This window comes from Nocardioides campestrisoli (assembly GCF_013624435.2).
Taxonomy (GTDB): domain Bacteria; phylum Actinomycetota; class Actinomycetes; order Propionibacteriales; family Nocardioidaceae; genus Nocardioides; species Nocardioides campestrisoli.
On sequence record NZ_CP061768.1, the window covers coordinates 3,220,247 to 3,245,282 of the forward strand.

Annotated in this window: 23 protein-coding genes; 8 read left to right on the plus strand and 15 right to left on the minus strand. The window is 72.2% G+C overall.

Annotated features, from left to right (window positions below; all coding sequences use genetic code 11):
* The first annotated feature begins 25 nt into the window (after positions 1-25).
* From H8838_RS15070 to H8838_RS15080, 3 genes are read left to right on the plus strand one after another with little or no spacing between them, the layout of a single operon-like run.
* Positions 26-904 carry a branched-chain amino acid ABC transporter permease gene (locus tag H8838_RS15070; protein WP_181312667.1) on the plus strand — a complete coding sequence of 293 codons (879 nt, stop codon included), beginning with the start codon at positions 26-28 and terminating at the stop codon, positions 902-904.
* On the plus strand, positions 904-2,049 hold the full coding sequence (locus H8838_RS15075) for a branched-chain amino acid ABC transporter permease (protein WP_185994699.1): 1,146 nt from the start codon (positions 904-906) through the stop codon (positions 2,047-2,049). Before H8838_RS15070 ends, H8838_RS15075 begins: the two co-directional genes overlap by 1 nt.
* Positions 2,046-3,383, plus strand: a complete 1,338-nt coding sequence (locus H8838_RS15080) for an ABC transporter substrate-binding protein (RefSeq protein WP_181312665.1) — start codon at positions 2,046-2,048, stop codon at positions 3,381-3,383. Before H8838_RS15075 ends, H8838_RS15080 begins: the two co-directional genes overlap by 4 nt.
* Positions 3,384-3,418: 35 nt before the next feature.
* Here H8838_RS15080 and H8838_RS15085 read toward each other — a convergent pair whose 3' ends face one another.
* The 3 genes from H8838_RS15085 to truA are packed head-to-tail and all read right to left on the minus strand — an operon-like array spanning position 3,419 to position 6,265.
* The gene (locus tag H8838_RS15085; RefSeq protein ID WP_185994698.1) at positions 3,419-4,786 is read right to left on the minus strand and encodes an FAD-dependent oxidoreductase; all 1,368 of its coding nucleotides are present in this window, start codon (positions 4,784-4,786) and stop codon (positions 3,419-3,421) included.
* A gap of 40 nt (positions 4,787-4,826) precedes the next feature.
* On the minus strand, positions 4,827-5,438 hold the full coding sequence (locus tag H8838_RS15090; protein ID WP_181312663.1) for a class I SAM-dependent methyltransferase: 612 nt from the start codon (positions 5,436-5,438) through the stop codon (positions 4,827-4,829).
* Positions 5,435-6,265, minus strand: a complete 831-nt coding sequence (gene truA, locus H8838_RS15095; protein WP_181312662.1) for a tRNA pseudouridine(38-40) synthase TruA — start codon at positions 6,263-6,265, stop codon at positions 5,435-5,437. The genes H8838_RS15090 and truA overlap by 4 nt, the downstream gene beginning before the upstream one ends.
* A gap of 84 nt (positions 6,266-6,349) precedes the next feature.
* Between truA and H8838_RS15100 the strand changes: the two genes are divergently transcribed.
* The 4 genes from H8838_RS15100 to H8838_RS15115 all read left to right on the plus strand — a co-directional run bounded on the left by H8838_RS15100 (position 6,350) and on the right by H8838_RS15115 (position 8,629).
* On the plus strand, positions 6,350-6,721 hold the full coding sequence (locus H8838_RS15100) for an ArsR/SmtB family transcription factor (protein WP_181312661.1): 372 nt from the start codon (positions 6,350-6,352) through the stop codon (positions 6,719-6,721).
* Positions 6,718-7,215: an SRPBCC family protein gene (locus tag H8838_RS15105; protein WP_181312660.1), complete on the plus strand. Its 498-nt coding sequence runs from the start codon at positions 6,718-6,720 to the stop codon at positions 7,213-7,215. The genes H8838_RS15100 and H8838_RS15105 overlap by 4 nt, the downstream gene beginning before the upstream one ends.
* Before the next feature lie 2 nt (positions 7,216-7,217).
* Complete coding sequence (locus H8838_RS15110) at positions 7,218-7,796, plus strand: TIGR03086 family metal-binding protein (RefSeq protein WP_185994697.1); 579 nt, start codon at positions 7,218-7,220, stop codon at positions 7,794-7,796.
* A gap of 86 nt (positions 7,797-7,882) precedes the next feature.
* Positions 7,883-8,629 (plus strand): DUF2786 domain-containing protein, encoded by a 747-nt coding sequence (locus H8838_RS15115; protein WP_219924445.1) that lies wholly within the window; start codon positions 7,883-7,885, stop codon positions 8,627-8,629.
* Here H8838_RS15115 and H8838_RS15120 read toward each other — a convergent pair.
* A complete protein-coding gene (locus H8838_RS15120) occupies positions 8,610-9,533 on the minus strand; it encodes a carbohydrate kinase family protein (RefSeq protein ID WP_224766163.1) in 924 nt (307 codons plus the stop codon). The two genes, H8838_RS15115 and H8838_RS15120, sit on opposite strands and share 20 nt — an antisense overlap.
* A 51-nt stretch (positions 9,534-9,584) precedes the next feature.
* Between H8838_RS15120 and H8838_RS15125 the strand changes: the two genes are divergently transcribed.
* Positions 9,585-9,950, plus strand: a complete 366-nt coding sequence (locus H8838_RS15125) for a GntR family transcriptional regulator (protein ID WP_185994696.1) — start codon at positions 9,585-9,587, stop codon at positions 9,948-9,950.
* Between the two features lie 68 nt (positions 9,951-10,018).
* Here H8838_RS15125 and rplQ read toward each other — a convergent pair whose 3' ends face one another.
* From rplQ to H8838_RS15180, 11 genes are all read right to left on the minus strand, one after another.
* Complete coding sequence (gene rplQ / locus H8838_RS15130; protein WP_185994695.1) at positions 10,019-10,573, minus strand: 50S ribosomal protein L17; 555 nt, start codon at positions 10,571-10,573, stop codon at positions 10,019-10,021.
* 80 nt (positions 10,574-10,653) lie between these two features.
* Positions 10,654-11,670: a DNA-directed RNA polymerase subunit alpha gene (locus H8838_RS15135; protein ID WP_181312656.1), complete on the minus strand. Its 1,017-nt coding sequence runs from the start codon at positions 11,668-11,670 to the stop codon at positions 10,654-10,656.
* Positions 11,671-11,819: 149 nt separating this feature from the next.
* Positions 11,820-12,428 carry a 30S ribosomal protein S4 gene (gene rpsD, locus H8838_RS15140; protein WP_181312655.1) on the minus strand — a complete coding sequence of 203 codons (609 nt, stop codon included), beginning with the start codon at positions 12,426-12,428 and terminating at the stop codon, positions 11,820-11,822.
* Positions 12,429-12,461: 33 nt separating this feature from the next.
* On the minus strand, positions 12,462-12,857 hold the full coding sequence (gene rpsK / locus H8838_RS15145; RefSeq protein ID WP_181312654.1) for a 30S ribosomal protein S11: 396 nt from the start codon (positions 12,855-12,857) through the stop codon (positions 12,462-12,464).
* A gap of 73 nt (positions 12,858-12,930) precedes the next feature.
* A complete protein-coding gene (gene rpsM / locus H8838_RS15150; protein WP_181312653.1) occupies positions 12,931-13,305 on the minus strand; it encodes a 30S ribosomal protein S13 in 375 nt (124 codons plus the stop codon).
* Between the two features lie 206 nt (positions 13,306-13,511).
* Positions 13,512-13,625 carry a 50S ribosomal protein L36 gene (gene rpmJ, locus H8838_RS15155; RefSeq protein ID WP_038272979.1) on the minus strand — a complete coding sequence of 38 codons (114 nt, stop codon included), beginning with the start codon at positions 13,623-13,625 and terminating at the stop codon, positions 13,512-13,514.
* 27 nt (positions 13,626-13,652) lie between these two features.
* Entirely contained in the window at positions 13,653-13,874 is a 222-nt protein-coding gene (infA, locus tag H8838_RS15160; RefSeq protein ID WP_026145687.1) for a translation initiation factor IF-1, read from the minus strand.
* Between the two features lie 221 nt (positions 13,875-14,095).
* Positions 14,096-16,501: a transglutaminase-like domain-containing protein gene (locus H8838_RS15165; protein ID WP_185994694.1), complete on the minus strand. Its 2,406-nt coding sequence runs from the start codon at positions 16,499-16,501 to the stop codon at positions 14,096-14,098.
* The gene (locus H8838_RS15170) at positions 16,498-17,688 is read right to left on the minus strand and encodes a DUF58 domain-containing protein (protein WP_185994693.1); all 1,191 of its coding nucleotides are present in this window, start codon (positions 17,686-17,688) and stop codon (positions 16,498-16,500) included. The genes H8838_RS15165 and H8838_RS15170 overlap by 4 nt, the downstream gene beginning before the upstream one ends.
* A gap of 7 nt (positions 17,689-17,695) precedes the next feature.
* Positions 17,696-18,664 carry an AAA family ATPase gene (locus H8838_RS15175; protein WP_181312650.1) on the minus strand — a complete coding sequence of 323 codons (969 nt, stop codon included), beginning with the start codon at positions 18,662-18,664 and terminating at the stop codon, positions 17,696-17,698.
* A gap of 73 nt (positions 18,665-18,737) precedes the next feature.
* Positions 18,738-24,977, minus strand: coding sequence for a fibronectin type III domain-containing protein (locus H8838_RS15180; RefSeq protein WP_185994692.1), 6,240 nt, complete (start codon positions 24,975-24,977; stop codon positions 18,738-18,740).
* Positions 24,978-25,036: the final 59 nt, after the last annotated feature.

Sequence of the window (25,036 nt, forward strand, 5' to 3'; positions counted from 1 at the left end):
TCTTCGAACAGGAGACCTCGCCACCGTGCAACAGCTCCTCAACACCGCCCTGGGCGGCCTCACCCTGGGCATGGTCTACGCGGCCTTCGCCCTGGCCCTGGTGCTCATCTGGCGCTCCACCCGGGTGGTCAACTTCGCCCAGGCGCCGATGGCCATGGTGACTACGTTCATCGCCCTGGTGGTGATCGACGCGGGCTACTCCTACTGGCTCGGCTTCGCCGCCGCACTCGCCTCCGGCCTGCTGATCGGCGCGCTGCTGGAGCGCCTGGTGGTGCGCCACGTCGACGGCAAGGCCGAGATCAATGCGGTGATCCTCACCCTGGGGCTCTTCATCGTGCTCCACTCCCTGGCCGCGGTGGTCTTCGGCAACGCCTACCGCTCGTTCCCCGCCCCGTTCGGGATCCGCGGGTTCGAGGTCGGCGACCGCACCATCGCCCTGACCGGCTTCGGGGTCTTCACCATCGTCGCCGTGCTGGTGGTGATGGCGATGCTGGTGGCGCTCTTCCGCTTCACCGACGTCGGGCTGCGGATGCGGGCCGCGGCCTTCAACCCCGAGGTCGCCCGCCTCCTGGGGGTGCGGGTCGGCCGGATGAAGACGCTGGGCTGGGCCCTGGCCTCGCTGGTCGGCTCGCTGGCCGGCCTGCTGATCGCCGGTGGCAGCCTGGTCCACCCCGGCTACATGGACTCGGTGGTGGTCTACGGCTTCGTCGCCGCGGTGCTCGGCGGGCTGGACAGCCCCGCCGGAGCGGTCGTCGGCGGGCTCGTGCTGGGCCTCTCGCTCAGCTTCGTCAGCGGGTACGTCGGCTCCCAGCTGGTCGCCCTGGCGGCCCTGCTCATCCTGATGCTGGTGCTGACGCTGAGGCCGGGCGGCATCTTCTCCTCCGCAACCGCGAGGAGGGTCTGATGAGCGCGATCCTGGCCCGGGCCAAGGCTGCCCGGGAGACGAACACCCTGCTGCGCCACCTGCTCGGTGCCCTCCTGGGCCTCGTGCTGGTCGTGCTGGTGCTCCAGGGCGTCAGCGACTTCCGCCGGTTCCAGCTGGCCGAGATGGCCTACCTGGGGATCGCCGCGGGCGGTCTCACGGTGCTCACCGGGCTCAACGGGCAGCTCTCGCTCGGGCACGGCGCGCTGATGGCGTTCGGCGCCTACACCACCGCGCTGCTGCTGCCCGACCGCGACGCCGGCACCCCGCTGGTGCTGGTGATCCTCGCGGCAGTCCTGGTCACCCTCGTCGTCGGCGCCCTGGTCGGCGCGGCCGCCGCACGGCTGCACGGCCCCTACCTCGCCGGTGCGACCCTGGCACTGGCCGTCGCCGTCCCGGGCATCGCGCTCTACTTCAAGGGAACGCTGGGCGGCGAGCAGGGGCTGCGGATCGTGCTGCCGGAGATCCCCACCTGGGCCGACGACGCGACGTACTTCCTCACCGGCCAGGACCTCACCCCCAGCGGCTGGGTGGCGTTCCTGGGCTGGGCCACCCTGATCGTCACCTTCGTCCTGCTGGCCAACCTCTCCCGCAGCCGGGTCGGACGCCGCTGGCGGGCGGTGCGCGACGACGAGGTCGCCGCCCAGCTGGCGGGCATCGACCTGGGACGGGCCAGGGTCTCGGCGTTCATGGTCAGCGCCGCCGCGGCGGGCGCGGCCGGTGCCGTGCTCGGGATCGCGGTCCGGCTGGCGGCACCCAGCTCGTTCATCCTGACCCTGAGCCTGACCCTGCTGGCCGCCGTCGTCCTCGGCGGCCTGGGCAGCCTGACCGGGGCGCTGGTCGGCGCCGCCCTGCTGACCTTCCTGCCCCAGGTGGTGACCGGGCTGGGCACCGACGCCGGCCTCGACGACATCGCCGCGGCCGAGCTGGCGCCCCTGGTCTACGGCCTGGTGATGGTCCTGGTGATCCTGCTGGCCCCCAGCGGCCTGTACGGCACCGTGCACCGCGCCCTCGTCGTACGCCGTACCCGCCGCGCGCTGGCCTCGGGCGCTCGCCCGGCGGCGGACCCGGCGACGCCGGAAACCCCCGGAAGCACGACCACCACCAGAGAGGGAGCAACAAGATGAGACGCAGGAACACGAGGCCGAGCGGGCTCGCCGGCCTGGCCGGGCTGGTCGTCACGACCCTCGTCCTCACCGCGTGCGGCGCGGGCGGGCGGGACGACGACGACTCCGACGGCGGGGGCGGCGCCTCCGACGTCGGGGTCACCGAGGACACCGTGACCATCGGCGGCCACTTCCCGCTCACCGGGGTCGCGGCCCCGGGCTACAGCGAGATCCCCACCGGGGCCAAGGCCTACTTCGACTACGTCAACGCCAACGGCGGCGTCCACGGGCGCCAGATCGAGTACGTGGTCAAGGACGACGGCTACAACCCGACCAACACCAGCAAGGTGACCAACGAGCTGCTCCTGCAGGACGAGATCTTCGCGATGGTCGGCGGACTGGGCACCCCCACCCACAGCGCGGTCATCGACCAGCTCAACAGCGAGGGCGTCCCGGACCTCTTCGTCTCCTCGGGCTCGCTCATGTGGGGCGACGACGTGGAGGCCTACCCGATGACCTTCGGCTGGCAGCCCGACTACGAGTCCGAGGGGAAGATCATCGGTCAGTACGTCGCCGAGAACATGCCCGACGCGAAGGTCGGTCTCTTCCTCCAGGACGACGACATGGGCGAGGACGCCGAGAAGGGCGTGCGCCAGTTCCTCGACGACCAGATCGTCGCGGTCGAGCGGTACACCTCGGGCAACACCGACGTCGGCCCGCAGATCGCCGGGCTCCAGGGCGCGAAGGCCGACCTGGTGCTCTCCTTCAACACCCCGTCCTACACCGCCCTGGCCCAGCTGGTCTCGATGAAGCTCGGCTACCAGCCCGACTGGTACGTGGCCAGCATCGGCTCGGACCAGGCGCTGGTCGGCGGGCTGCTCGCGGAGTTCTCCGAGGGCGCGCTCGACGGCAAGGGGGCGCTGGACGGCGTGATGACCTCGGCGTACATCCCGGGCATCGACGAGCCGGACAACCCGTGGGTCCAGCTGTGGCAGAAGGTCTGGGACGAGCACGGCGAGAAGGGCGAGCTGACCAACTACCGGGTCTACGGCATGTCCCACGCCTACGCGTTCGTGCAGGCGCTCCAGGGCGCCGGTGAGGACCTCACCCGCGAGGGGCTGGTGGAGTACCTCGAGGAGAACGGCGAGGGGCTCGAGGGTCCCCAGCTGGCTCCGTTCCGCTTCAGCGCCGACAGCCACATGGGCATCTCGGGCATGCAGCTGGTCACCCTCAAGGGCGACTCGTCCGAGCCGCTCACCCCGGTGCTGACCACCGACATCGGCGACGCCGAGATCGTGGAGGACGAGTCGGGTCAGGCCGACGACGCCCCGCCGGAGAACGGGATCCCCGAGTAGGTCACCTTCCCACCCGGTGCTGGGCCTCGTCCCCGCTAGAGCCGCTCGGCGGCCCGGCGGGCGGCGAGGCCCAGCACTTCCCAAGCGGTGCTGAACGGCGGCGCGTAGGACAGGTCCATCCAGGCCAGGTCGTCGACGGTGCCCTCGGCCCACAGCACCGCGGCCGCGGTGTCGATCCGCTTGCCGGCGCCCCGGCCGCCGACGATCTGCACGCCCAGCAGGCGGCGCGAGGCCCGGTCCGCCATCACCCACACCTCGACCGGGTCGGCCTCGTCCAGGTAGCCGCTGGCGGTGGAGCCGGAGGTCGTCACGGCCACGGGGTCGTAGTCCGCGGCTCGGGCGTCGTCCAGGGAGAGCCCGGTCCGGGCCACCTCGACGTACTGGCCGCCGGCGGCGAACCGGGTGATCGCGGTCTCCAGGATGCCGTCGAAGGCCAGCGAGCCGCCCGCCAGCCTGTCCCCCAGGACCCGTCCCATCTTGTTGGCGTGCGTGCCGAGCGGACGGAACACGTGGTCGGCGGCCAGCCGGCGGAACGTCTCGCAGCAGTCGCCGGCGGCCCACACCCGGTCGGCCACCCGGCCGTGCGGGTCCGGGCGCAGGGCCCCCTTCTCGCCCAGCTCCAGGCCGGAGCCGGCCAGGAACTCGGTGGCCGGCAGGACGCCGAGGGCCAGCACCACCAGGTCGCACTCCCGGCCGCCGCCGTCCCAGCGGACGGCGGCGGCACGCCCCTGCGAGACGTCCAGACCGGTGACGTCGGCGTCCAGCACCACCTCCACCCCGGCCCGGGTCAGGGTCAGCGCGACGTGGTCCGACAGCTCCTGCTCCAGGGAGCTCATCACCCGGGAGCGGGTCACCAGGGTGACCCCGAAGCCTCGCCTCAGCGCCGCCTCGGCGACCTCGAGGCCGATGTAGCCACCGCCCACCACCACCACGTGCGACCCAGGTCCGGCCGCGGAGAACCGGCGCAGCCACTCCTCCCCGTCGTCCAGCGTCTTGACCGGTCCCACCCCGCCGACCAACCGTCCGTCGGCGCCGTACGCCCAGTCCGGCACGATCGGGTGGGCGCCGGTGGCCACCACCAGCTGGTCGTAGCCGACCGGCTCCCCGGCCACCAGCTCGACCCGGCGGGCCGCCAGGTCCACGCCGACGGCCTCCGCCCCCATCCGCAGGTCGATCCCGGCCTCGAGGTGCTGGGCGGGGGCGCGGGCCACCAGGTCGTCGACGGAGTCCACGTCGCCGGCCATCCAGTACGGGATGCCGCACGCCGAGTACGACGTGTGCGCGCCCTTCTCCAGCACGGTCACCGCCAGCTCACGCCCGGTGCGGCGCGCGGTGCGCAGCATCTGGTGCGCCGCGGACATGCCGGCCGCGTCGGCGCCGAGGATGACGATGCGCTCGCTCATGCGGGCAAGCCTCGCACGAGCCGGGGCGGCGCCGGCAGGGCTACTGCGCCCGGCGGGTCTCCAGCACCCGGAAGCCCTTGACGCTGGCCAGCCGGGTGGTGGGCCAGCCCTGCTCGCCGAGCCAGCGCTGCAGCGAGTCGGCGCCGAGGTTCTTCCCGACGACCGAGACCATCCGACCGCCGGGAGCGAGCCGGGGCAGCCAGGTCAGCAGCAGCTCGTGCAGCGCCGCCTTGCCGATCCGGATCGGAGGGTTGGACCAGATCTCGTCGAAGACGTAGTCGGTGGGCACCTGGTCGGGGCGGCAGGCCGCGAACGTGCCGGAGACACCGAGGGCACGGGCGTTCTCGTTGGCCAGCAGGATCGCCCGCTCGTTGACCTCGACCCCGATCACCCGGGCCAGCGGGACGGCCTTGGCGATCGCCAGCCCGATCACCCCGTAGCCGCAGCCCAGGTCGAGGAACTGCCCCGGCGCGGGCGGCTCGGTCTCGCGCAGGAGCACGGCCGTGGCGTGGTCGAGGTGACCGCGGCTGAAGACCCCGGAGCCGCTGGTCAGCGCGAGCTCGTGGCCCCACACCTCGCAGGTGAAGCGCTCCCGGGTGAAGGGGACGTCGGGGTCGGCGGAGAAGTAGTGCTCCTGCTCGTCGTCGCTCATACCAGCTCCCTCCTGGCCCGGGCCCGGTCGGCCTGGGTCGCCAGCTCGTCGTCGTCGGGGTAGCCGACCTCCTCCAGCGTCAGTCCGTGCGCGTGCACGACGGTGAGCGCCGAGTCGCGGACCCGGGCCACCAGCAGCTCGCTCGCCCACTCCGGAGGCCGCCGTCCGTCTCCGACCGCGAGCAGGCACCCCACCAGGGCGCGCACCATCGAGTGGCAGAACGCGTCGGCGACCACCCGGGCCACCGCCACACCGGTGTCGTCGCGCCGCCACTCCAGCTCGAGCAGTGTGCGGACCGTGGTCGCGCCCTCACGCCGCTTGCAGAACGCCGCGAAGTCCTTGAGCCCGAGCAGCGCGGTCGCGGCCTCGTTCATCCTCGCCAGGTCCAGCGGTCGCGACCAGGCCAGCACGGAGCGGCGCAGCAGCGGGTCGACCAGCTCAGGACGGTCTGCGACCCGGTAGGCGTACCGCCGCCAGCTCGCGGAGAAGCGGGCGTCGAACCCGGGAGGCGCCTCGGCGACCCGGTGGACCCGCACGTCCGGGGGCAGGATGCCGTTGAGCCTGCGCATCAGGGCGTCCGGCACCGGACCCGGGATACGGCCGGCCGCGACCGCCAGCTTCTCGGGGTCGACGTCGACGTGGCAGACCTGCCCTCGGGCGTGCACGCCCGCGTCCGTCCGCCCGGCGACCACGACCCGCGCCTCCGGCACCCGGAGCGCGGTGGTGAGCGCCAGCTGCAGCGCCCCCTGGACGGTCCGCAGGCCGGGTTGCTCGGCCCAGCCCGAGAAGTCGGTGCCGTCGTAGGCGAGGTCGATCCGCAGGCGCACGGGCCCATCTTCCCAGACCGTTGACGTGAGGACGCGTACCGCCCTACCGTGGTTATTCAACCGATTAGTTGAAGAAGGAGTCTTGTGAGCGATCCTCTGTCACGCGTCTTCGCCGCCCTCGCCGACCCGACCCGGCGCGACATGGTCGCCCGCCTCGCGGTCGCCGACGCCACGGTCGGAGAGCTCGCCGCGCCGTACGACGTGAGCGTGCAGGCGGTCTCCAAGCACCTCAAGGTGCTCGAGGGCGCCGGGCTGGTGAGCCGGACCCGGGAGGCGCAGCGCCGTCCGGTCCACCTGGAGGCGGAGGTGCTCGACCTGATGACCAAGTGGATCGAGCGTTACCGGCGACAGGCCGAGGAGCGCTACCAGCGTCTGGATGCCGTCCTGGCCCAGATGACCGCCCACGAGCAAGGACACCGCACCGACACCCACCCCGAGGAAGGGACAGCATCATGAGCACGACCAGCACGCAGCGCTACACCGAGGCAGCCATCGAGGCGGACACCACGGTGCCCGCCGTCCACATCTGGCGCGACTTCGCGGCCACCCCCGCGCAGCTGATGCGCGCCCACACCGACCCAGACCTCTTCGCCCGCTGGATCGGCCCGGACGCCCTCGGCACCCGGATCGACCACTGGGACTGTCGCACCCTGGGCTCCTACCGCTACGTCAACACCGAGGGTGACCAGGAGTACTCCTTCCGAGGCACCTTCCCGGAGGTCTCGGAGAACCGGATCGTCCAGACCTTCTGCTACGAGGCGATGCCCGAGGCGGTCGCGCTGGAGACCCTCACCATCACCGACCTGGGCGAGGGCCGCAGCCGGCTCCACGGGCTCTCGCTGTGCGACTCCTTCGAGGCCCGTGACGGGATGCTCGCCTCCGGCATGGAGGTGGGCATCCACGAGGGGTACGCCAAGCTCGATCGCCTGCTCGCCGCCGGCGAGGTCTGACCGTGGCGCTCCCCGAGGAGCCGGCCGCCCGCCACCGGGCTGTGGCCGGCCGGTTCACCGACCTGGTGCGAGGCACGGCCGACTGGTCGAGCCCCGCCCCGGTCACCGACTGGACCGCGCTGGACGTGGTCGAGCACCTGGTGGCCTGGCTGCCCGCGTTCGTCGCCGGGGGCAGCGACCGGCAGTGGACTCCCGGGCCCCCTGCCCGACAGGACCCGCTCGGGGCCTGGCAGGCCCAGGCCGACGGCGTGCAGGGGCTGCTGGACGACCCTGCCGCCGCCGCGTCGCCCTTCAACCATCCCCGACTCCCGCCCCAGGACCTGGGGACCGCGATCACCCGCTTCTACACCGCCGACGTCTTCATGCACAGCTGGGACCTGGCCCGGGCCACTGCCCAGGACGACGGACTCGACGCGGAGACCTGCGCCCAGATGCTCGCCGGCATGCTGTTGATGGAGGACTCGATGCGCAGCTCCGGCCAGTACGGCCCCGCCCACCCCGTGGCTCCCGACGCACCTCCGGCCGCACGGCTGATGGCCTTCGTCGGACGCGACCCGGCCTGGGCCCCGCCCGTGGCCTGACGCGAGGGCGCTGTGGAGAGGATGGGCGGGACGTCGGCGTCCCCTGGCAAGGTACGGGACCTGTCCCCGACGACCGGAGTCCTCCCGTGCCGATCACGCCCTCCCCACCCAGCCAGGCCGAGCAGCACATGCTGGCGAAGATCCGCAAGCTGCTGGCCAAGGCCGAGGACCCGGCAGCGAGCCCCGCGGAGGCCGAGACCTACACCGCCAAGGCGGCACAGCTGATCGCCGACTACGGCATCGACGCTGCTCTGCTGGAGGCCGACGCACCGGGCAGCCACCGGGTGGCCGACCGGGTGGTGGGGCTGGACGCTCCGTACGCCCGGGACAAGGCGGCCCTGCTGTGCGACGTCGCCTCCCGGCTGCGCTGCCGCGCGGTGCTGCGCACCCGTCGCGGACCCGGCGCCACCGAGCACTCCGTCCACCTGTTCGGGCACGACTCCGACCTGGCTCGCGCCGAGCTGCTGTTCACCAGCCTCCTGCTCCAGGCCGGGCAGCAGCTGGCCCGCACGCCGGTGCCCCCGTGGGAGCACAAGGCGGCGTTCCGCCGGTCCTGGCAGGAGGGCTTCCGGATGGCGGTCTCCCGGCGGCTCGCCGAGGCCGAGAGCGCGGCCGAGGAGCGGGCGACCGGCCGCGCCTCCGAGGCCGGACGCTCCACCGCGCTGGTGCTCGCCGACCGGACCCGCGAGGTCGAGGAGGCGCTGACCGCGACGTACCCCTCGCTCGGCTTCGCCCGGCCGCGCACGCTCTCGGGGTCCGGGATGCGCGACGGGTACCTGGCGGGCGAGCTCGCCGACCTCGGCACGACCAGGCTCAGCCCTCGACCTCGCTGAGCGTCGGCGGGTCGGCTCCGGCCCGCGAGACCGTGACCGCCGCCGCCCGGCCTGCCAGGTCCAGGGCCGCCAGCAGCCCGGCACGGGGCCATCGGTGTCCCCGCTCCCCCGGGCGCAGCAAGCCCTCGCGCAGCAAACCGGCGAGCAGCCCGGCCCCGTAGGTGTCCCCGGCGCCGATGGTGTCGACCACCTCGACGGGCGGTGCCCCGAGCTCCACGACACCGTCCAGGTCGACCCAGGCGGAGCCGTCCTCGCCCAGGGTGAGCGCCACGGCGCCCGCGCCGGCCTGGAGCAGGGTCCGCGCCGCCTCCACGGGGCCGGCGCTGGGCAGCAGCACCCCGAGGTCCTCGTCCGAGGCCTTGACCACGTCCGCGAGCGCGGCCATCGTGCGGACCGCCTCCCACAGGCCTGGACCAGCCCCGGTGATCGCCGGGCGGGCGTTCACGTCGTAGACGACCGGGCACCGGCCGCCGAGCCGGGTCACGAGGTCCACGACCTGCGCCGCCCCCGGGTCCAGCACCGGCGCCAGCGAGCTGACCAGCAGAGCGTCCGGAGGCTCGGCCCCCTCGTCGCCGAGCCCGGCCACGTCCGGCGACAGCCGCCACGCGAGGTCGAACCGGTAGGTCGCCGTCCCTCGGTCGTCGATCTCGGCCTCGGCGACCGCCGTCCGGTCCAGCACCAGCGGATCCACCGCCCAGGCGACGCCCTCGGAGTCCAGGTGCTGCCGCAGAAGAGCGCCCCGGCGATCCCGCCCCAGCGCGGTGGCCAGGCTCACCTCCACGCCGAGCCGCGCCAGCGCCACGGCGGCGTTCGCGGCACTGCCACCGGGCAGCTCGACGGGCGCCTCTTCGGCCCGGCGGACGACGTCGACCAAGGTCTCCCCCACCACCAGCACCCGCGTCATGGGTCGATGCTCGCCGCTGCTGAGCCGCACGTCCAGCGGCATACTCCTCCCATGACCGACGCCGAGCCGCTCATCCGGATCGACCGGGAAGACACCACCCCGCCCTTCGAGCAGGTACGCACCCAGATCGCCGCGCAGGTGGCCTCGGGCAGTCTGCCCGCCGGCACCCGGCTACCACCGGTACGCACCTTGGCAGCCGACCTGGGCCTGGCCGTGAACACCGTGGCCCGGGTCTACAAGGAGCTCGAGGCCGACGGGGTGGTCGAGACCCGTGGACGTGCCGGCACGCTGGTCCGCTCCGGGGCCGCCCGCGACCTGGGTCAGGTCCGGCAGGCCGCGGCCGACTACGCCGCCCTGTGCCGGACCTCAGGGCTGGCGCTCCCCGAGGCGGTCCGCCTGGTCGAGGACGCCTGGTAGGTGCCCCGGGAACGCGACGAGGCCCGCCCCCTCACGGGAGCGGGCCTCGCGGCTGGTCTGCGGAGTGACTACTCCTTGACCTCGTCCTTGACCTCAGCCTCGTCCTTGACCTCGGCCTCGTCGGTCGACTGCGCCTCGGCAGTCTCGGTGTCCGCCTCGACGGCGAGCACCTCCTCCTCACCGTCGACGTCCTCGGCGACGATCTCGGCCGGGGCAGCCGGAGCGGCGGCCTCGGTCTTCTTCGTCGAGGGAGCCTTGGGCGAGTACGCCTCGGTGACGAGCTCGATCACGGCCATGGGGGCGTTGTCGCCCTTGCGGGGGCCGAGCTTGGTGATCCGGGTGTAGCCGCCCGGACGCTCCGCGAACGTGGGGGCGATGTCGACGAACAGGGTGTGCACGACGGACTTGTCCCGCACCACCTTCAGCACCTCGCGACGGTTGTGCAGGTCGCCCTTCTTGGCCTTGGTGATCAGCTTCTCCGCGTAGGGGCGCAGCAGCCGGGCCTTGGCCTCGGTGGTGGTGATCCGGCCGTGCTCGAACAGGGCGGTGGCCAGGTTCGACAGGATCAGGCGCTGGTGGGCGGGGCTACCGCCGAGACGGCGACCCTTCTTGGGGGTGGGCATCGCTTCTACTCATTCCTCCCCGGCCGTACCAGGTACCGGGGTAGTCGGTCCCGGCGTCGTTCGCCGGGATCTGGGGTGTGTCAGTACTGCTCGTCCTCGACGAACGCGTCGTCGTCGTCGTCGCTGTAGGCGGCGAGGGCGGCGTGCGGGTCGAAGCCGGGAGCGCTGTCCTTGAGGGAGAGGCCCATCTCGACGAGCTTGGCCTTGACCTCGTCGATCGACTTCGCGCCGAAGTTGCGGATGTCGAGCAGGTCCTGCTCGGAGCGCGAGATCAGCTCACCCACGGTGTGGATGCCCTCGCGCTTGAGGCAGTTGTAGGACCGGACGGTCAGCTGCAGGTCCTCGACCGGCAGAGCCAGGTCGGCGGCCAGCGCCTCGTCGACCGGCGACGGGCCGATGTCGATGCCCTCGGCCTCGACGTTGAGCTCGCGCGCCAGGCCGAAGAGCTCGACCAGGGTCTTGCCCGCCGAGGCGATGGCGTCGCGGGGACGGATCGACGGCTTGGTCTCGACGTCGATGACCAGCTTGTCGAAGTCGGTGCGCTGCTCGACACGGGTGGCCTCGACCTTGTAGGTCACCTTCAGCACGGGGCTGTAGATCGAGTCGACCGGCATGCGGCCGATCTCGTTGTCGGCGCCCTTGTTCTGCACGGCCGAGACGTAGCCGCGGCCACGCTCGACGACCAGCTCCATCTCCAGCTTGCCGTTGTCCGACAGCGTGGCGATCTTCAGGTCGGGGTTGTGCACCTCGACACCGGCGGGCGGGGTGATGTCCGCCGCGGTCACGTCGCCGGCACCGGACTTGCGCAGGTACATCGTGACGGGCTCGTCGTGCTCGGAGGAGACGACCAGACCCTTGAGGTTGAGGATCATCTCGGTGACGTCCTCGGTCACGCCCTCGATGGTCGAGAACTCGTGCAGCACCGAGTCGATCTTGATGCTGGTGACCGCAGCTCCCGGGATGGAGGAGAGCAGGGTCCGGCGCAGCGAGTTGCCGAGCGTGTAGCCGAAGCCGGGCTCGAGCGGCTCGATCACGAACCGGGAGCGGAACTCGTCAACGGTCTCTTCCGACAGGGTCGGGCGCTGGGCGATAAGCACTGGATTCTTTCCTTTCCGGACCCACCCACCATTTGACGGGCCCGAACTTCGGTGACGAGGCGAAAGTTGAGGTGTGTGCCCCCGGCCGAAGACGGCCGCAACCACGGGACGGGGTGGTCGGGGGGACCGGAGTCCCCCCGACGCAACTACTACTTCTTGGAGTAGAACTCCACGATCAGCTGCTCCTGGACCGGCATGTCGATCTGCGCCCGGGTCGGCGTCTGGTGCACGAGGATGCGCATCCGCGACGGGATGGCCTCGAGCCAGGCGGGAACGACGCGCTCGCCGTGGGTCTCGCGAGCCACGATGAACGGGGTCATCTCCAGCGACTTCTCCCGCACGTCGATGACGTCGTGGGCGGAGACCTGGAAGGACGGGATGTCGACCTTCTTGCCGTTCACCTTGAAGTGGCCGTGGACGACCAGCTGGCGGGCGTGACGACGCGTGCGGGCGAACCCGGCGCGGTAGACGACGTTGTCCAGGCGGCTCTCGAGCAGCTGGAGCAGGTTGTCGCCGGTCTTGCCCTGGCGCCGAGAGGCCTCGACGTAGTACTTGTGGAACTGCTTCTCCAGGATGCCGTACGAGAAGCGGGCCTTCTGCTTCTCACGCAGCTGGAGGAGGTACTCGCTCTCCTTGATCCGACCCTTGCCGTGCTGGCCGGGCGGGTAGGGACGACGCTCGAATGCTGCGTCGCCACCGACGAGGTCGACACCGAGACGGCGCGACTTCTTGGTCATGGGACCGGTGTAACGGGCCATTGTTCAAAGTCTCCTTGAAAGTCTCGGGTCGGCTCAGACGCGGCGGCGCTTGGGCGGGCGGCAGCCGTTGTGCGGGGCAGGCGTCACGTCCTGGATGGTGCCGACCTCGAGGCCGATCGCACCCAGCGAACGGATCGCCGTCTCGCGGCCCGAGCCCGGGCCCTTGACGAAGACGTCGATCTTCTTCATGCCGTGCTCCTGCGCACGGCGACCCGCAGCCTCGGCAGCCATCTGCGCCGCGAACGGGGTGGACTTGCGCGAGCCCTTGAAGCCGACGGTGCCGGCCGAGGCCCACGCGATCACGGCGCCCGTGGGGTCGGTGATCGTGACGATGGTGTTGTTGAACGTGCTCTTGATGTGGGCTTCGCCCTGAGCGACGTTCTTCTTCTCCTTGCGGCGCACCTTGGTGGTGCGGCTCTTGGGAGGCATTCAATATCTCCTGAGGTAACTGGTAAGCGAAAGTTTCGAGGAAGCAGACGAGCGAGGCGGCGTCAGCCGCGGATCACTTCGCCTTCTTCTTGCCGGCGACGGTGCGCTTGGGGCCCTTGCGGGTACGCGCGTTGGTCTTGGTGCGCTGACCGCGGACCGGAAGGCCCATGCGGTGGCGGCGACCCTGGTAGCTGCCGATCTCGATCTTGCGACGGATGTCGGCCTGGACCTCGCGACGGAGGTCACCCTCGATCTTGAAGTTGGCTTCGATCTCATCGCGGAGCTTGACCAGCTCCTCGTCACCCAGCGTGTGCACACGCGCGTTCGGGTCGACCCCGGTCGCGGCGAGCAGCTCCTGGGCGCGGGTACGGCCGATGCCGTAGATGTAGGTGAGTGCGATCTCGATGCGCTTGTCGCGCGGGAGGTCAACACCAACGAGGCGAGCCATGTTGTCTGGCATTCCCTTCGGGTAGTTCGCTGCGGTTTCGTTCGTGTCGCGTCCCGGCGCCTCGCACAGGAGGACCTGTGCAACCGGGCTCCGGCCGCTGCTCCGGAGGTGGGTTCGCTGGTCGCCCCGAGGGGCGGGACCAGCTAGCGATCACGTTGAGTGGTGTGTTCAGTTTGGTGCGAGACCGGCGGCGGACCGCCGGTTCATCAGCCCTGGCGCTGCTTGTGGCGCGGGTTCTCGCAGATGACCATGACGCGGCCGTGGCGACGGATGACCTTGCACTTGTCGCAGATCGCCTTGACGCTGGGGTTGACCTTCACTTCGGAGGGCCTTTCTGGATCGGCTGGTTACTTGTAGCGGTAGACGATGCGACCCCGGGTGAGGTCGTACGGAGAGAGCTCCACCACGACCCGGTCCTCGGGGAGGATGCGGATGTAGTGCTGACGCATCTTTCCGCTGATGTGGGCGAGCACCTTGTGTCCGTTGCTCAGCTCGACCCGGAACATAGCGTTGGGCAGGGCCTCCGTGATGGTGCCCTCGAGCTCGATCACGCCTTCTTTCTTCGGCATGTCCTCCACAATCTGTTGAAACGTCGTCTACCGCGTGTGCACCGCACGGCGGGTGCCGTCCGGGTGGCCCGGGAACCTCCCGCCGGAGCGGGTGGACCTCGTACGGCAGTCGCTGGTGCCTCAAATCCGCGCACATGACCGAGTACGTCCGAGGAAGTACCTGGTGCGGTGCCACGGCAGCCGCGAGGGACCAGCGAGCATGCCCACGTTGGGCCGACACGTCAGTCTAGTAGGCGCTGCCGAGAAACCCTAATCAGTCCCCGGGCCCGGGAGACGGGGCCGTGGCCGCGTCGCGGCCGGGCGGGGCGCAGGCTCGCGAGGCTCAGCGCGGCCCGGAGCCGCTGTCCGCGACTCAACCCCCGCATCATCTCACGCCGCTCCTCCTCGACGCTCTCCCAGTACCGCTCGGCCTCCTCGGCCTCCGGCTCGGCCGGCCCGAAGACGAACCGGTCGGCCCGACGGGCCAGCTCCGGCGCCAGGTCCGAGGAGATCTTCCGGCTCTGCTCGCGCCGGGTCGCCCACGGGCCGGCCGGGACGGGCTGGCCCAGGTCGCGGGCGTGGTCGACCAGCTCACGCCAGGCGCCCACGAACCGCGAGGAGACGACCGGCGCCGTGCGACGCCGCCGACGCCGGAGCAGCTTCGCCCCCAGGATCGACCCCAGGACCAGGGCGACCAGCAGCAGCGGGATGCCGACCCAGGTGGCCACCGTGCCCACCCACGCGGGCAGCCCGCCCTCCTCGTCCTGCTGCTCCTCCTCCTGCTTCTCCTGCTGCATCCGCGCCCGGAGGTCGGAGTCCGCGGACTCCCCCAGCGCCGAGGGCGGCGGGATCGGCGCCGGCGGCGGCACCACCGTGCCGGTCATCGGCTCCTGCGTCTCGGGCTGGCGCTCGGCGGGCGGCTTGGTGGACATGAACCGCTCGGTGGGCAGCGTGCGCCAGGTGCCGTCCTCGACCCGGAGCTCGACCCAGGCCTCCACGTGCTCGCCCCGGACCACGCCGTCCTCGGGCACCACCGCACCGAGCACCACGCGCGCGGGCACGCCGAGCTTGTTGGCCATCAGCGCCATCACCGCGGCGTACTGCTCGTCGTTGCCGACCATCGGGTCGGCGTTGACGAACTCGTCGGAGAGCCGCTTGCGCCCGTGCCCGGGGTGGTAGCCGCGCTCCGCCCGGCGTACGCCGTCGGAGTAGCGCCCCTTGTCCTTGAGGTAGTCCGCAGCCGCGAACACCCGGGACATCGGGGTGTCGGCCTTCTCGGTCCACTTGTCGCGGGCCTGGTCGAGGAAGCCGGTGTCGGCGTTCAGCGCGCCCGGAAGGGGCGAGACACCCGAGTCCGCGGCGACCGAGTCCTCGGGGAGCACGGCGTCGAACGCGTAGGCGTCCCCCGGGTGCAGCATGCTGGGCACCACCGCGGTGGAGGTGGCCAGGTTGTAGCGGAAGCTCTCGGACTTGGCGGTCGGGTCGCCGGACTCGAACTCCATCGACTGCAGGGCTCCGGCGGTGGGCAGCCAGACCCCCGAGTAGCCGGTGCCGAGCCGGACCCTGACCCGGACCTTCTCCCCCTCGACGGGGTTGTCGATCACCGACGAGACGCGCTGGAAGCTGTCCCCGGACTCGGCGCTCAAGGGGTCGTTCGTCGCCCCGTAGACCATTCCGTCCCAGTGGTCGAGCGTCGCGATCCGCATCCGGGCGCCGGCCTCGAGGCCCGAGACGGAGAACAGCTCCTTGTCGAAGACGTTCGTGGGCTCCGAGCGCTGGCCCAGGTCCACGTAGTTGCGGAAGGCGGCCAGCGGGGAGGGGTAGCGCCCGATGTCGAACGGTGGCTCCACGTGGTCGCGCAGCACCAGCCGCTCGCTCTCCTCCCCTATCAGAGCCCGGGCGCCGGGCAGCGCCAGGCCGGAGGCCACCGCCAGCAGCAGCACGCCCGCCAGCACCCTGGTCGGGCTCTGCCGGCCCACCCGGACGCTGGCGCTCTCCCGCCGGGCGCGGACGGCCAGCCAGCCCAGGGCGACGGCGGCGAAGACCCCGCCCTGGATGAGCAGGGACTGTGGCTGGGAGACCCCGAGCAGGATCGAGACGACCAGGACCGCGGTCGCCACGAGCACGGGCACCAGTGCGGTCACCCAGGCGCGTGCGGTCCCGAGGAAGACCGCGCCGGCGCCGAGAAGTCCGGCGAGCAGGCCGATGACCCACGGCAGCACCAGCAGCGGCCCGCTCCCGTCGACCGGTGGCAGCGTGGTCAGCAGGTCCTTCCAGCCGAACAGGAGCTGGTCCACCAGGGTGCGCAGCACCTCGGGCCCCGGGAGGAACGCCGTGTCCCCGAGCGAGCGCAGGGTGAGCGGGCCGCCGAGCAGGAAGAAGACCAGGACGGCCAGCAGCACCGCGGCGACCATCGGCAGGCCGAAGGCGCGGGCCAGCACGCTGCACCCCGCGCCCAGCAGCGTGCCGATCACGCCCACGACGAGGAACTCCACGCCGATGAACGAGGCGGCCAGCCCGGAGAGCGCGAGGCCCACCAGCAGCACCATCACCCCCAGGTCCGCCCACTGTCCGACGTCGGGCCACCGGTGGGTCCGGATGGCGCGGGTCCGGGTCCCGGTGGTGACGACGGGGCTGCCGGCGCTCATCGGACGCTCCACCGCAGCAGCGGGCCCAGGTCCTGCGCAGCGGCCAGGTGCAGCACCGGCAGCCCGGCGGCGTCGGAGACCCGGCTGGTCTGCGCGGGCTCGACCAGGATCGCCAGGCGTCGCACCTCGGGCGGGAAGGCCACCGAGGCCCGCTGGACGTCGGAGAAGCTCGCCTCGGAGCCGGTGACGAGGAAGGCGATGCTGGTCGCCGGCGCCAGGCCCATCGCCCGGCGCGCGGTCCCGACCAGGCCCGCCTCGCCGAAGTCGGCGCGGCAGACCGAGTCCAAGGCACGACGTCCCTCGCCGCCGGTGGAGGCCTGGTCGCCGCAGACGAACGAGACGTCGAACTCGTCCGCCGCCGCGCGCACCGCGAGCGAGGCGGCGACGGTCATGGCGGTCTCGAAGCCCTCCTCGTCGTGGTAGGAGCGCAGCCGGTCGTCGACGACGATCGTGGCGTGGCTGCGCCGGGTGTCCAGGTACTGACGCACCAGCAGCGCGCTCTGGCCCGAGGAGGCCATCACCTTGGCCGAGGAGCGCCAGTGCACGTGCCGCAGGTCGTCACCGGGGACGTACTCGCGCAGGGCGTGGAAGGCCAGGTCGCTCTGGCTCACCGCGTCCGTCGAGACTCCCTCGAGGTCACGCAGGATGCCCGCACCCAGCGACTCCAGGGGAACCACCGCCGGACGGACCAGCACCTCGCGCCGAGGGGTCCAGGCCATGTCCCGGGAGAAGAGCCCCAGCGGGTCGCCGCGCAGCGTGAAGGCCGGTCCGACGCCGATCACGCCGCGGCGCTCGGTGCGGATCGTGAACGACTCCTCGTCGCTTGCTCCCGCGGCCAGCGTGCCGACGGCGTACCGGTGCACGGTGGTGCCGACCGGCACCTCGAGGGTCGCCGAGACCATCCGCCGCCCGGAGACGTTGGTGACCACCACCCCGGCGGCCACCGACTCGCCCGCGACCACACGCTCCGGCTCCAGCCGCAGGTCGACCCGGACCCGGGTGCTGCCCACCAGGAACGGGGCGGCGAGCAGCAGCAGCGCCAGGCAGGCCACCGAGAGCACGCCGAGCTCGAGCCAGCCGGTGACCCGGGCCAGGACCGCGGCGACCACGCCGACGCCCAGCACCGTCCAGCCGACCGGCTTGACCACCGAGGCCAGCTCGCGTGCCCTCCTGGTGAGCTCCTCCATCGAGACCTCAGGCCACCCGGTCGGTCGGAGGAGCCACCGCGTCGAGCAGCCGACCGATCACGGTCTCCACCGTCACGCCGCTGAACTGTGCCTCGGCATCGAGGAGGAGCCGGTGGCTGAGCACCGGCTCGGCGAGCTCGCGGATGTCGTCGGGGACCACGTGGTCACGGCCGTCGGCCGCGGCCCAGGTCTTCGCGACTCGGACGAAGGCGAGGCAGCCTCGCGCCGAGAGCCCCAGCTTGACGTGCGGCTGACGCCGCGACTCCTCCGCCAGCTCGGCGACGTAGCCCACCACGGCGGGGTCGACGTAGACCTCGTCGGCGAGCTCGCTCATCTGCGCGATCGTCTGGGCGGTGATCACCGGGGAGACCAGGGAGGCGCGGTCGCGGACCCGGGCGTTGACCAGCAGCTCGACCATCGCCTGCCGGTCGGGGTAGCCCACCGAGGTCTTCATCAGGAACCGGTCCAGCTGGGCCTCGGGCAGCCGGTAGGTCCCTGCCTGCTCGATCGGGTTCTGCGTCGCGATCACCAGGAACGGACGGCCCACCGGGTGGGCGACCCCGTCGACGGTGACCCGCCCCTCCTCCATGACCTCCAGCAGCGCGGACTGCGTCTTGGGCGAGGCCCGGTTGATCTCGTCGGCGAGCACGATCGTGTGGAAGATCGGCCCCGGGTGGAAGTCGAAGGACCCCTTGTGCTGGTCGTAGACCGTCACCCCGGTGACGTCCGAGGGCAGCAGGTCCGGGGTGAACTGGATCCGCGCGTGACTGCCCTGCACGGTGTTGGCCAGGGCCCGGGCCAGCATCGTCTTGCCGGTCCCCGGGTTGTCCTCGAGCAGGATGTGGCCTTCCGAGAGCAGGCAGGTCAGGGCCAGCCGGATCACGTGGCGCTTGCCCAGCACCGCCTTCTCGATGTTGTCGGCCAGCTGGTCGAAGGTCTTGGCGAACCACTCCGCCTGCTCGTGCGAGATCGTCATCGGTCTTCTTTCGTTCGGCCGGACGGCGGTCCCGGCAGCGGTCGGTGGTCGGCACGGCAATCGGCGGCAGTGGTCACCACGTGGTCTCCACGTAGGCCTCCTGGCGGACCCGGTCACCCTGGTCGGTGGTCCGGCACTCGACCATGACCTTGCCGCTCCGGAAGAAGTACGGCGTCCGCTCGTTGATGTTCCCCTGCCGGCTGAAGGTGTGCACGATGTCGGGGTCGAACAGACCGGGGCGCATGACCGAGCAGTCGTAGGGCGTGAGGAACCCGGTGATCTCCACCGCGACGAACCCGCAGCCCTGTCCGGTGCACTGCGTGACTCCGGTCCCGCCGCACGGGTTCGTGCTCCCTTCGGCGTCGCTGCACTCGACCTTGTAGATCCGGATGGAAGGCGGCGGGGGGTCCGGCGTGGCCGCCGTCCCGGTGGCCGAGCCCTCGCCGCGGCCACCCGGGGCGTCGTCGAAGAGCGTCACATCGATCCTCGAGGCGCCCCGCCAGCCGATCTTCACGGGCGGCAGCTGGTAGTCGAACTGACCCGCTCCGTAGCCGCCCAGGTCCACCGTGCGCTGCTCGACCACCCGCGGGTCGAACTCGCTGGTGTCGTAGACGACGATCGCGAGCTTGCCGGGGTTGCCGTTGCTGTTGCCCTGCACGGCCCACTGCACCGAGTCGCCTACGACGCTGGGCGTCACCCGGACCATCTCGTTGGTCAGCGGACCGTAGCTCTGGGCGTCCTGGGGGTTGCTGGTGCTGCACTTGTCCTGCTCGTTGCACAGCTGCAGCACGACCTTGTGGGTCGTGGTGTTGCTGGGCAGGGTCACGGTCCGCGAACGCACCCCCCGCTCCTGCGTGGGTGGTCCGGCGGGGACGCCGTTGACCAGGACCGTGACGTTGCTCTGGGCTCCGCGAGGCAGGGGCACCTGGTAGCCGAGCCTGATCTGGTTGTCGACCCCGGTGGCGTCCCAGGTCCAGTTGCCCCAGCCCTCGGGCACGCCGACGGCGGCGAACTGCTCGGGCGAGCCGGGGGACGAGGTCTTGCCCGGCGCGTTCTGCGCGACCACGGTGTAGCTCCACACCCGGCCGTCGTAGGGGATCCCCGCGTGCCGGCACGTGGTGGCCTCGATCTGCCGGCACTCGGGCAGGGTGACGGTCTGTCCGGCCACGGTGGCCCGCACGGTGTACGTCGTGGGTCCCGGCCCCTCGGGCAGCGTGCCGTTCCAGTCCAGGCGCAGCGCGGTCTCGCGCTCGCCGGTCTGCAGGTCCCGGAGCGTCAGCCCCTTCGGGCTCGCCGGGGTGCCGACCGACTGGAAGAGGCCGGAGACCCGGGGCTCGGAGATCCCGGTGGCGTTGCGCGCCCGGATGGTGAAGTCGTACTGGCTGTTGTTGTCCAGGCCGGAGATCAGCTTGCTCCGGCCGGAGCCCTGTACCTCGGTCGAGCCGTCGCGCCAGGAGATGTAGTAGGTCTGGATGTCCGAGGCCATGCTGCGCGGCTGGCCCCAGCGCAGCATGAGGGTGCCGTCGCCGGGGTCCTCTGCCCGGATCCACGGCACCCGGGACGGCGCCTTGTCGATCACCGCGGAGAGCGAGCGGTCGCTCCAGTCCGAGTAGCCGCTCTTGTTGTGCGCGCGGACCTGGAACGAGTACCGCTTGCCGTTCTCCGGGACCCGGAAGGTCCCGCCGTTGGTGCGGAACCGCTGGCTGCGCGCGGGCCCGTTGACCACCCGCACCTCGTAGTGGTCGATCCGGGAGCCCCGGGGCTGCGACGGCCGCCAGCTGAGCTTCACCGAGCGGTCCTTGATGCTCATCGCCACCGGCGGCCCCGGCGTGGTGGGGGTGTCGAGCACCTCGATCCCGACCCGTGCGGTGACCCGCCGCTCGGGGCCGGGGTTGCCGGTGGAGACGTCGCTCATCTCGACCTCGAGCTCGGTGCGCCCCTCGGCGTTGCGCGGGGCGCTCAGGCGCAGGACCGGACCGGACGAGGACGCGTTGACCGAGCTCCCGGAGATGCGGCGGACCCCGAGGATCGTGGGGTCCGCGTCGCTGACCCCGGGGCGCAGGTAGCGCGACAGGTTGACCTCCCGGCTGTCGCCGGGCTTCATGTCGGGCACGGAGAACGAGAGCAGCGACGGCGACGGCGCCTTGACCACCTGCACCCGCAGCAGCGCGGGCTCGCTGTTGGCGGCCCGCACCGAGAGCGCGGCCTGCGTACCCGCGCGGACCCCGCCGGCCGCGGAGACGTCGAGCAGGGGACCGTCCGCGGACAGGCCCATGCCCTCCACCCGGTCCGCCCAGTCCACCGTGTAGGCGAGCGTGTACTCGTCCCCCGGGACGACCGGGGTGACGGTGCACACCGAGATCACGTCGATGACCACGGAGTCCGAGGCCGCGACGTCGATCGGGCTGTCCGGGCAGTCGATCTCGGGACGGTCCGAGCCCACCTGGACCGGGATGGAGAGGACCGTGGGGTCGCTCTCCTCGCCGTCCTCGACCGTCATCACCTCGACGGTCACGGCCGCCGGGCCACGGAAGTCGTCGCGCGCGGTGAGCTCCACCTGGTCCGCCGACGTGCCCCGCGCGCTCGTGGCGCTCCGCGGCGAGGTCCAGACCTGCTGCGGGCCGGTCAGCTGCAGGGTGCCGCCCCCGGGGTTGGCCAGGTGGTCGGCCAGGGAGAAGGTGGTCGAGCCACCCGACTCGATCTCGATCAGTGCGCCGTCCTTGACGAACGGGCGACTGCCTGCGGCCGGCGGGACGTAGAGCGACGCGCTCGCCACGCCGCCGTCGGCGTCCTCCACCTGGAACGGCACCACCATCGGGGCCTCGGCCCGGGTCACCGTCACCGTGTTCCCCTCCAGCTGGTAGCTGTCCTCGGGGGCGAAGATCCGGGTCACCCGCAGCTCGTCGGCCGGGCCGTCGGGGTCGTAGGCCGCCGCGCGCTCCCGGTCCCCGGCCAGCAGGTCGACCTTCACCGCGTCGCTCGCGCCGGCCCGGCCGAAGGCGTCCTGCACGACGGGCGGGTTGTTGTAGCCGTCCTCCGCCTCGACCCGGACCTGGGCCAGCGAGGAGGCCAGGCCGTTGCTCAACGAGTAGACCACCTCGACGGTGTCCGCCTCCGCGCTGGCGGGAGCCGGCACCACCAGCGGGCCGATCTCGGACTCCAGGCGCACTCCCTCGGGCGGGTCCACCAGGTCGAGGGTGACGCGCTTGGCCCGGCCGATCTCGTCGTTGGCGAGCACGTCGACGCGTGCCTCGCCGCCGGGCGCGACCACCAGGCTGTCGGCCACCGCGACCGGAGGCTGCGGGAGGCCGGCGGGCACCACTGCCACCCGGACGACGCCGGTGGACTCGGCGCCGCGGGAGTCCATCACGGTGTAGGTGAACTCGTCGGTGCCGGAGCTGCGCGGGAACGCCAGGTACCGCAGCGAGTTGGCGCCGGACTCGGTGACCCGGCCCAGCCGCGGGGCCGCGGAGATGCCGGTGATGGTCACGGGGTCGCCGTCCGGGTCGGCACCGCTGCCCGGAAGCGTCAGACGCACGGTGTCGCCGGCGAAGACCCGGCCCTCGAGGGCGGGCGCCTCCGGCGGGTTGTTGGTCTCGTCGTCCGGGACGACCACCACGGTCAGCTCGCCCGAGCCCGTCTCGCCCGTGGAGTTCTGCGCGACGTAGGGGACGACGAACGTCTCCCGCTCCTCGATCCCGGCCGGAGCCACGTACCGGATCAGGCGCCCGGAGACGTACGCCGCGCCGACGTCGCCGCGGTAGTCCTGCGGCGCCTCGACCTCGAGGCCGCCGGCGGCCTCGCCGGTCGAGGCCACCAGCTCCAGCCGGTCCCCCGAGGGACTGAAGTCGTTGTCGAGCACGGGGTGCGCGACCACCTGCCCGGACCGGACGACCACCCGGTCGGGTCCGGTGACCGGGGTGTTGTCCTCGGGCCGCGGCCGCTGGGTGACCAGCACCTCACCGCGGACCCCGGAGACCGCCCCGTTGCTGATCGTGTAGCGGACGACCTGGGAGGAGGGGGCGAGGGTCCCCTGCGTCGCGGAGATCTTCAGCCAGCGCCCCTCGACGACGGCGACCTCGAGCTGGTCCTCGCGGTCCGGGCGGGCGTCCTGGACGACCAGGATCCCGCCGGCGGGGTCCACGTCGTTGGCCAGCACGTCGACCGTGGCCGAGGACTGTCCGTAGAGGGTCAGCGTGTCCGGCGTGGCGACCGGGTCCTCGGGGTTCTTCGGCGGCGGGCGCACGTCGACGCGGATCTTGCCGCGCGCCAGCCGGGCGTTGCCGTACGCCGCCTGGTAGTCGAGCAGGTAGGTCCCGGCCTTGGCCGCGTCCACCCGGACCAGACCGGTGTTGACCTCGGTGCGGACCTTGGCGCCGGCCTGGTCCGGGATGCGTCCGCCGAGCTCGAGCTGGGCGTTGGGCGACCCGGGGTCGGAGCCGGGCAGGTCGTTGGCGAGCGGCCGGATCACGATCGGCTTCCCGACCTGGCCGCTGACCACGTCCGGCTCGGCGATGCCGGGGTGCGTCTCCTGGTCGAACTTGTCCTGGACGGTGACCCCGACGGTGCGGCGCACCGGCACCGAGAGCCCGTCGGAGACGGCGTACTCCACCTGGACCTCGCCGCCCTCGCCGGAGGCCTTGACCCGGAGCCGGCCGTTCGTCGTGGCCCGGGCCACCGCCCCGGGGGGTCCGCTGAGCACCCGCGCCGACTCGAGCATCAGCGGGTCGCTGTCCCGGGGGTCGCGCCAGTCGGGAAGCACCGGGAGCTCCAGCGACCCGCCCGCCGGCACCCGCCACTGCCGCGGCTCGTAGCCCTCGCGCAGGCTCGGCGCCTCGTTCTCCTGCCCTCCGCGCACGGCGACGGTGACGGTCGCCTGGTCCTTCAGGTTGCGGCCGTCGTCGATGTAGTAGTCGAAGCTGACCTGGCCCCGGGCCTCCTGCGGGAGGGTGAGCTGGAGGGTCTGCCGGTCCGGGCTGATCGCGACCCGCGCCCCGCGCATGTTCGGCTGGTCGACCCCCTGGATGGCGAGCAGCCGTCCTTCGGGGGCCGCGTCGTTGTCCAGCGGGTAGAGCACGCTGGTCCGGCCCGCACGAGCGCCGAAGTCGTCCGGCTTCGCCTGCGGCGGACGACGGTCCCCCGTGGACTGCTGCTCGTCGTCCTTCTGCTGCTTCTCCACCTTCTTGGTGTCGGTGAAGGCCTCCCAGTTGTCGATCCGCAGCGGCCGGTCGGCGTCCACGTCCCACACCGAGCCGGTCTCGACGTCGTTGAGCACGATCTGGTCGCGGTTGACCCGGAAGACCAGGTTGGTGGTGGCGCCCTTCTCGTCCAGCTGGGAGACGGTGTGCTCGCCCCCGCCGCACGCGGAGGCGTACTGCCCGACCCCGCCAGACCAGGCGGCGAAGGTGCACGCGCCGAGCCGCACCGGGGCGGTGGGCGACCCGGACACCGCGTCCACCAGGGTGGCGACCTCGCCCGTCTCCAGGTCGACGCCGACCAGGCCGCTCTCGTGCGCGACCAGGACGGAGCCGGCCGCCGGGCCGGGCCGTTGCAGGACCGCACCCGCCGGCACGGACGCGCTCGCGCCGCCGCGGACCCACAGGGTGCCGGCCGCGCGGTCCAGGGTGACCACGTTCTCCCCGACCGCCGTCATCGCGGTCGGCGCGCCGGCCGCCTCGGGTAGCTCCTCGGTGCCGGCCTCGGTCAGCTCCATCGTGGAGTCCGCCGCGGGACGCCAGGTGACGAGCTCGCGCTCCTCGGTGGAGGAGACGACGAGGGCGCCCGACTCGGTCACCGTCAGGGCTGCTCCCTCACCCACCTCGGTGAGCGGCTCGCTCTGCTGGTCGAGCCCGCCGGCCACCGGTCCGCCCAGCTGCGGGTCGTAGCGCACCGCCCAGGTCGTGCCGGACTTCGGGTCGACGGCGGCCAGGGTGCCGCCGGCCATGGTCACCGAGGCTCCCGGCACCAGCGAGGCGCTCGCTCCCTCGTCCAGCTGGAGGGCCCCGGGCTCGATGGGCGCGAGGCGTCCCGAGCGACCGTTGACGCCGATCACCGCGGCACCGTCCTGCAGCACGTCCAGATCCGCGTCCTGCTCCGTGGGCACGGCGCCGTCGAGCTTGCCGATGGGCTTGTTCTGGCGGCCGTAGTAGCCCTTGTCGGACTTGGTGACCCAGATGCCGCCGTCGTTGAGCTCGGTGCGGTGCGAGCGGTAGCCGTCGGCCGAGACGGCGTAGACCAGGACTGCTCCGGCCGCCACCACGAGGGCCGTGTTCGACGCGATGGCCGCCCGGTGGCGCCGCAGGAACCCGCGCATCGTCTTGCTCTCCCCCCGGATTTCGTGCGACCACGTGCTGTGGTGCGTGAGAGTACGCG

Excerpts from the sequence above, each read along its gene's own strand:
- H8838_RS15075 (WP_185994699.1), top strand. The coding sequence starts at position 904 with ATGAGCGCGATCCTGGCCCGGGCCAAGGCTGCCCGGGAGACGAACACC.
- H8838_RS15080 (WP_181312665.1), top strand. The coding sequence starts at position 2,046 with ATGAGACGCAGGAACACGAGGCCGAGCGGGCTCGCCGGCCTGGCCGGG.
- H8838_RS15085 (WP_185994698.1), bottom strand. The coding sequence starts at position 4,786 with ATGAGCGAGCGCATCGTCATCCTCGGCGCCGACGCGGCCGGCATGTCC.
- H8838_RS15090 (WP_181312663.1), bottom strand. The coding sequence starts at position 5,438 with ATGAGCGACGACGAGCAGGAGCACTACTTCTCCGCCGACCCCGACGTC.
- H8838_RS15105 (WP_181312660.1), top strand. The coding sequence starts at position 6,718 with ATGAGCACGACCAGCACGCAGCGCTACACCGAGGCAGCCATCGAGGCG.
- H8838_RS15120 (WP_224766163.1), bottom strand. The coding sequence starts at position 9,533 with ATGACGCGGGTGCTGGTGGTGGGGGAGACCTTGGTCGACGTCGTCCGC.
- H8838_RS15125 (WP_185994696.1), top strand. The coding sequence starts at position 9,585 with ATGACCGACGCCGAGCCGCTCATCCGGATCGACCGGGAAGACACCACC.
- rplQ (WP_185994695.1), bottom strand. The coding sequence starts at position 10,573 with ATGCCCACCCCCAAGAAGGGTCGCCGTCTCGGCGGTAGCCCCGCCCAC.
- rpsD (WP_181312655.1), bottom strand. The coding sequence starts at position 12,428 with ATGGCCCGTTACACCGGTCCCATGACCAAGAAGTCGCGCCGTCTCGGT.
- rpsK (WP_181312654.1), bottom strand. The coding sequence starts at position 12,857 with ATGCCTCCCAAGAGCCGCACCACCAAGGTGCGCCGCAAGGAGAAGAAG.
- rpsM (WP_181312653.1), bottom strand. The coding sequence starts at position 13,305 with ATGGCTCGCCTCGTTGGTGTTGACCTCCCGCGCGACAAGCGCATCGAG.
- infA (WP_026145687.1), bottom strand. The coding sequence starts at position 13,874 with ATGCCGAAGAAAGAAGGCGTGATCGAGCTCGAGGGCACCATCACGGAG.
- H8838_RS15165 (WP_185994694.1), bottom strand. The coding sequence starts at position 16,501 with ATGAGCGCCGGCAGCCCCGTCGTCACCACCGGGACCCGGACCCGCGCC.
- H8838_RS15170 (WP_185994693.1), bottom strand. The coding sequence starts at position 17,688 with ATGGAGGAGCTCACCAGGAGGGCACGCGAGCTGGCCTCGGTGGTCAAG.
- H8838_RS15175 (WP_181312650.1), bottom strand. The coding sequence starts at position 18,664 with ATGACGATCTCGCACGAGCAGGCGGAGTGGTTCGCCAAGACCTTCGAC.
- H8838_RS15180 (WP_185994692.1), bottom strand. The coding sequence starts at position 24,977 with ATGCGCGGGTTCCTGCGGCGCCACCGGGCGGCCATCGCGTCGAACACG.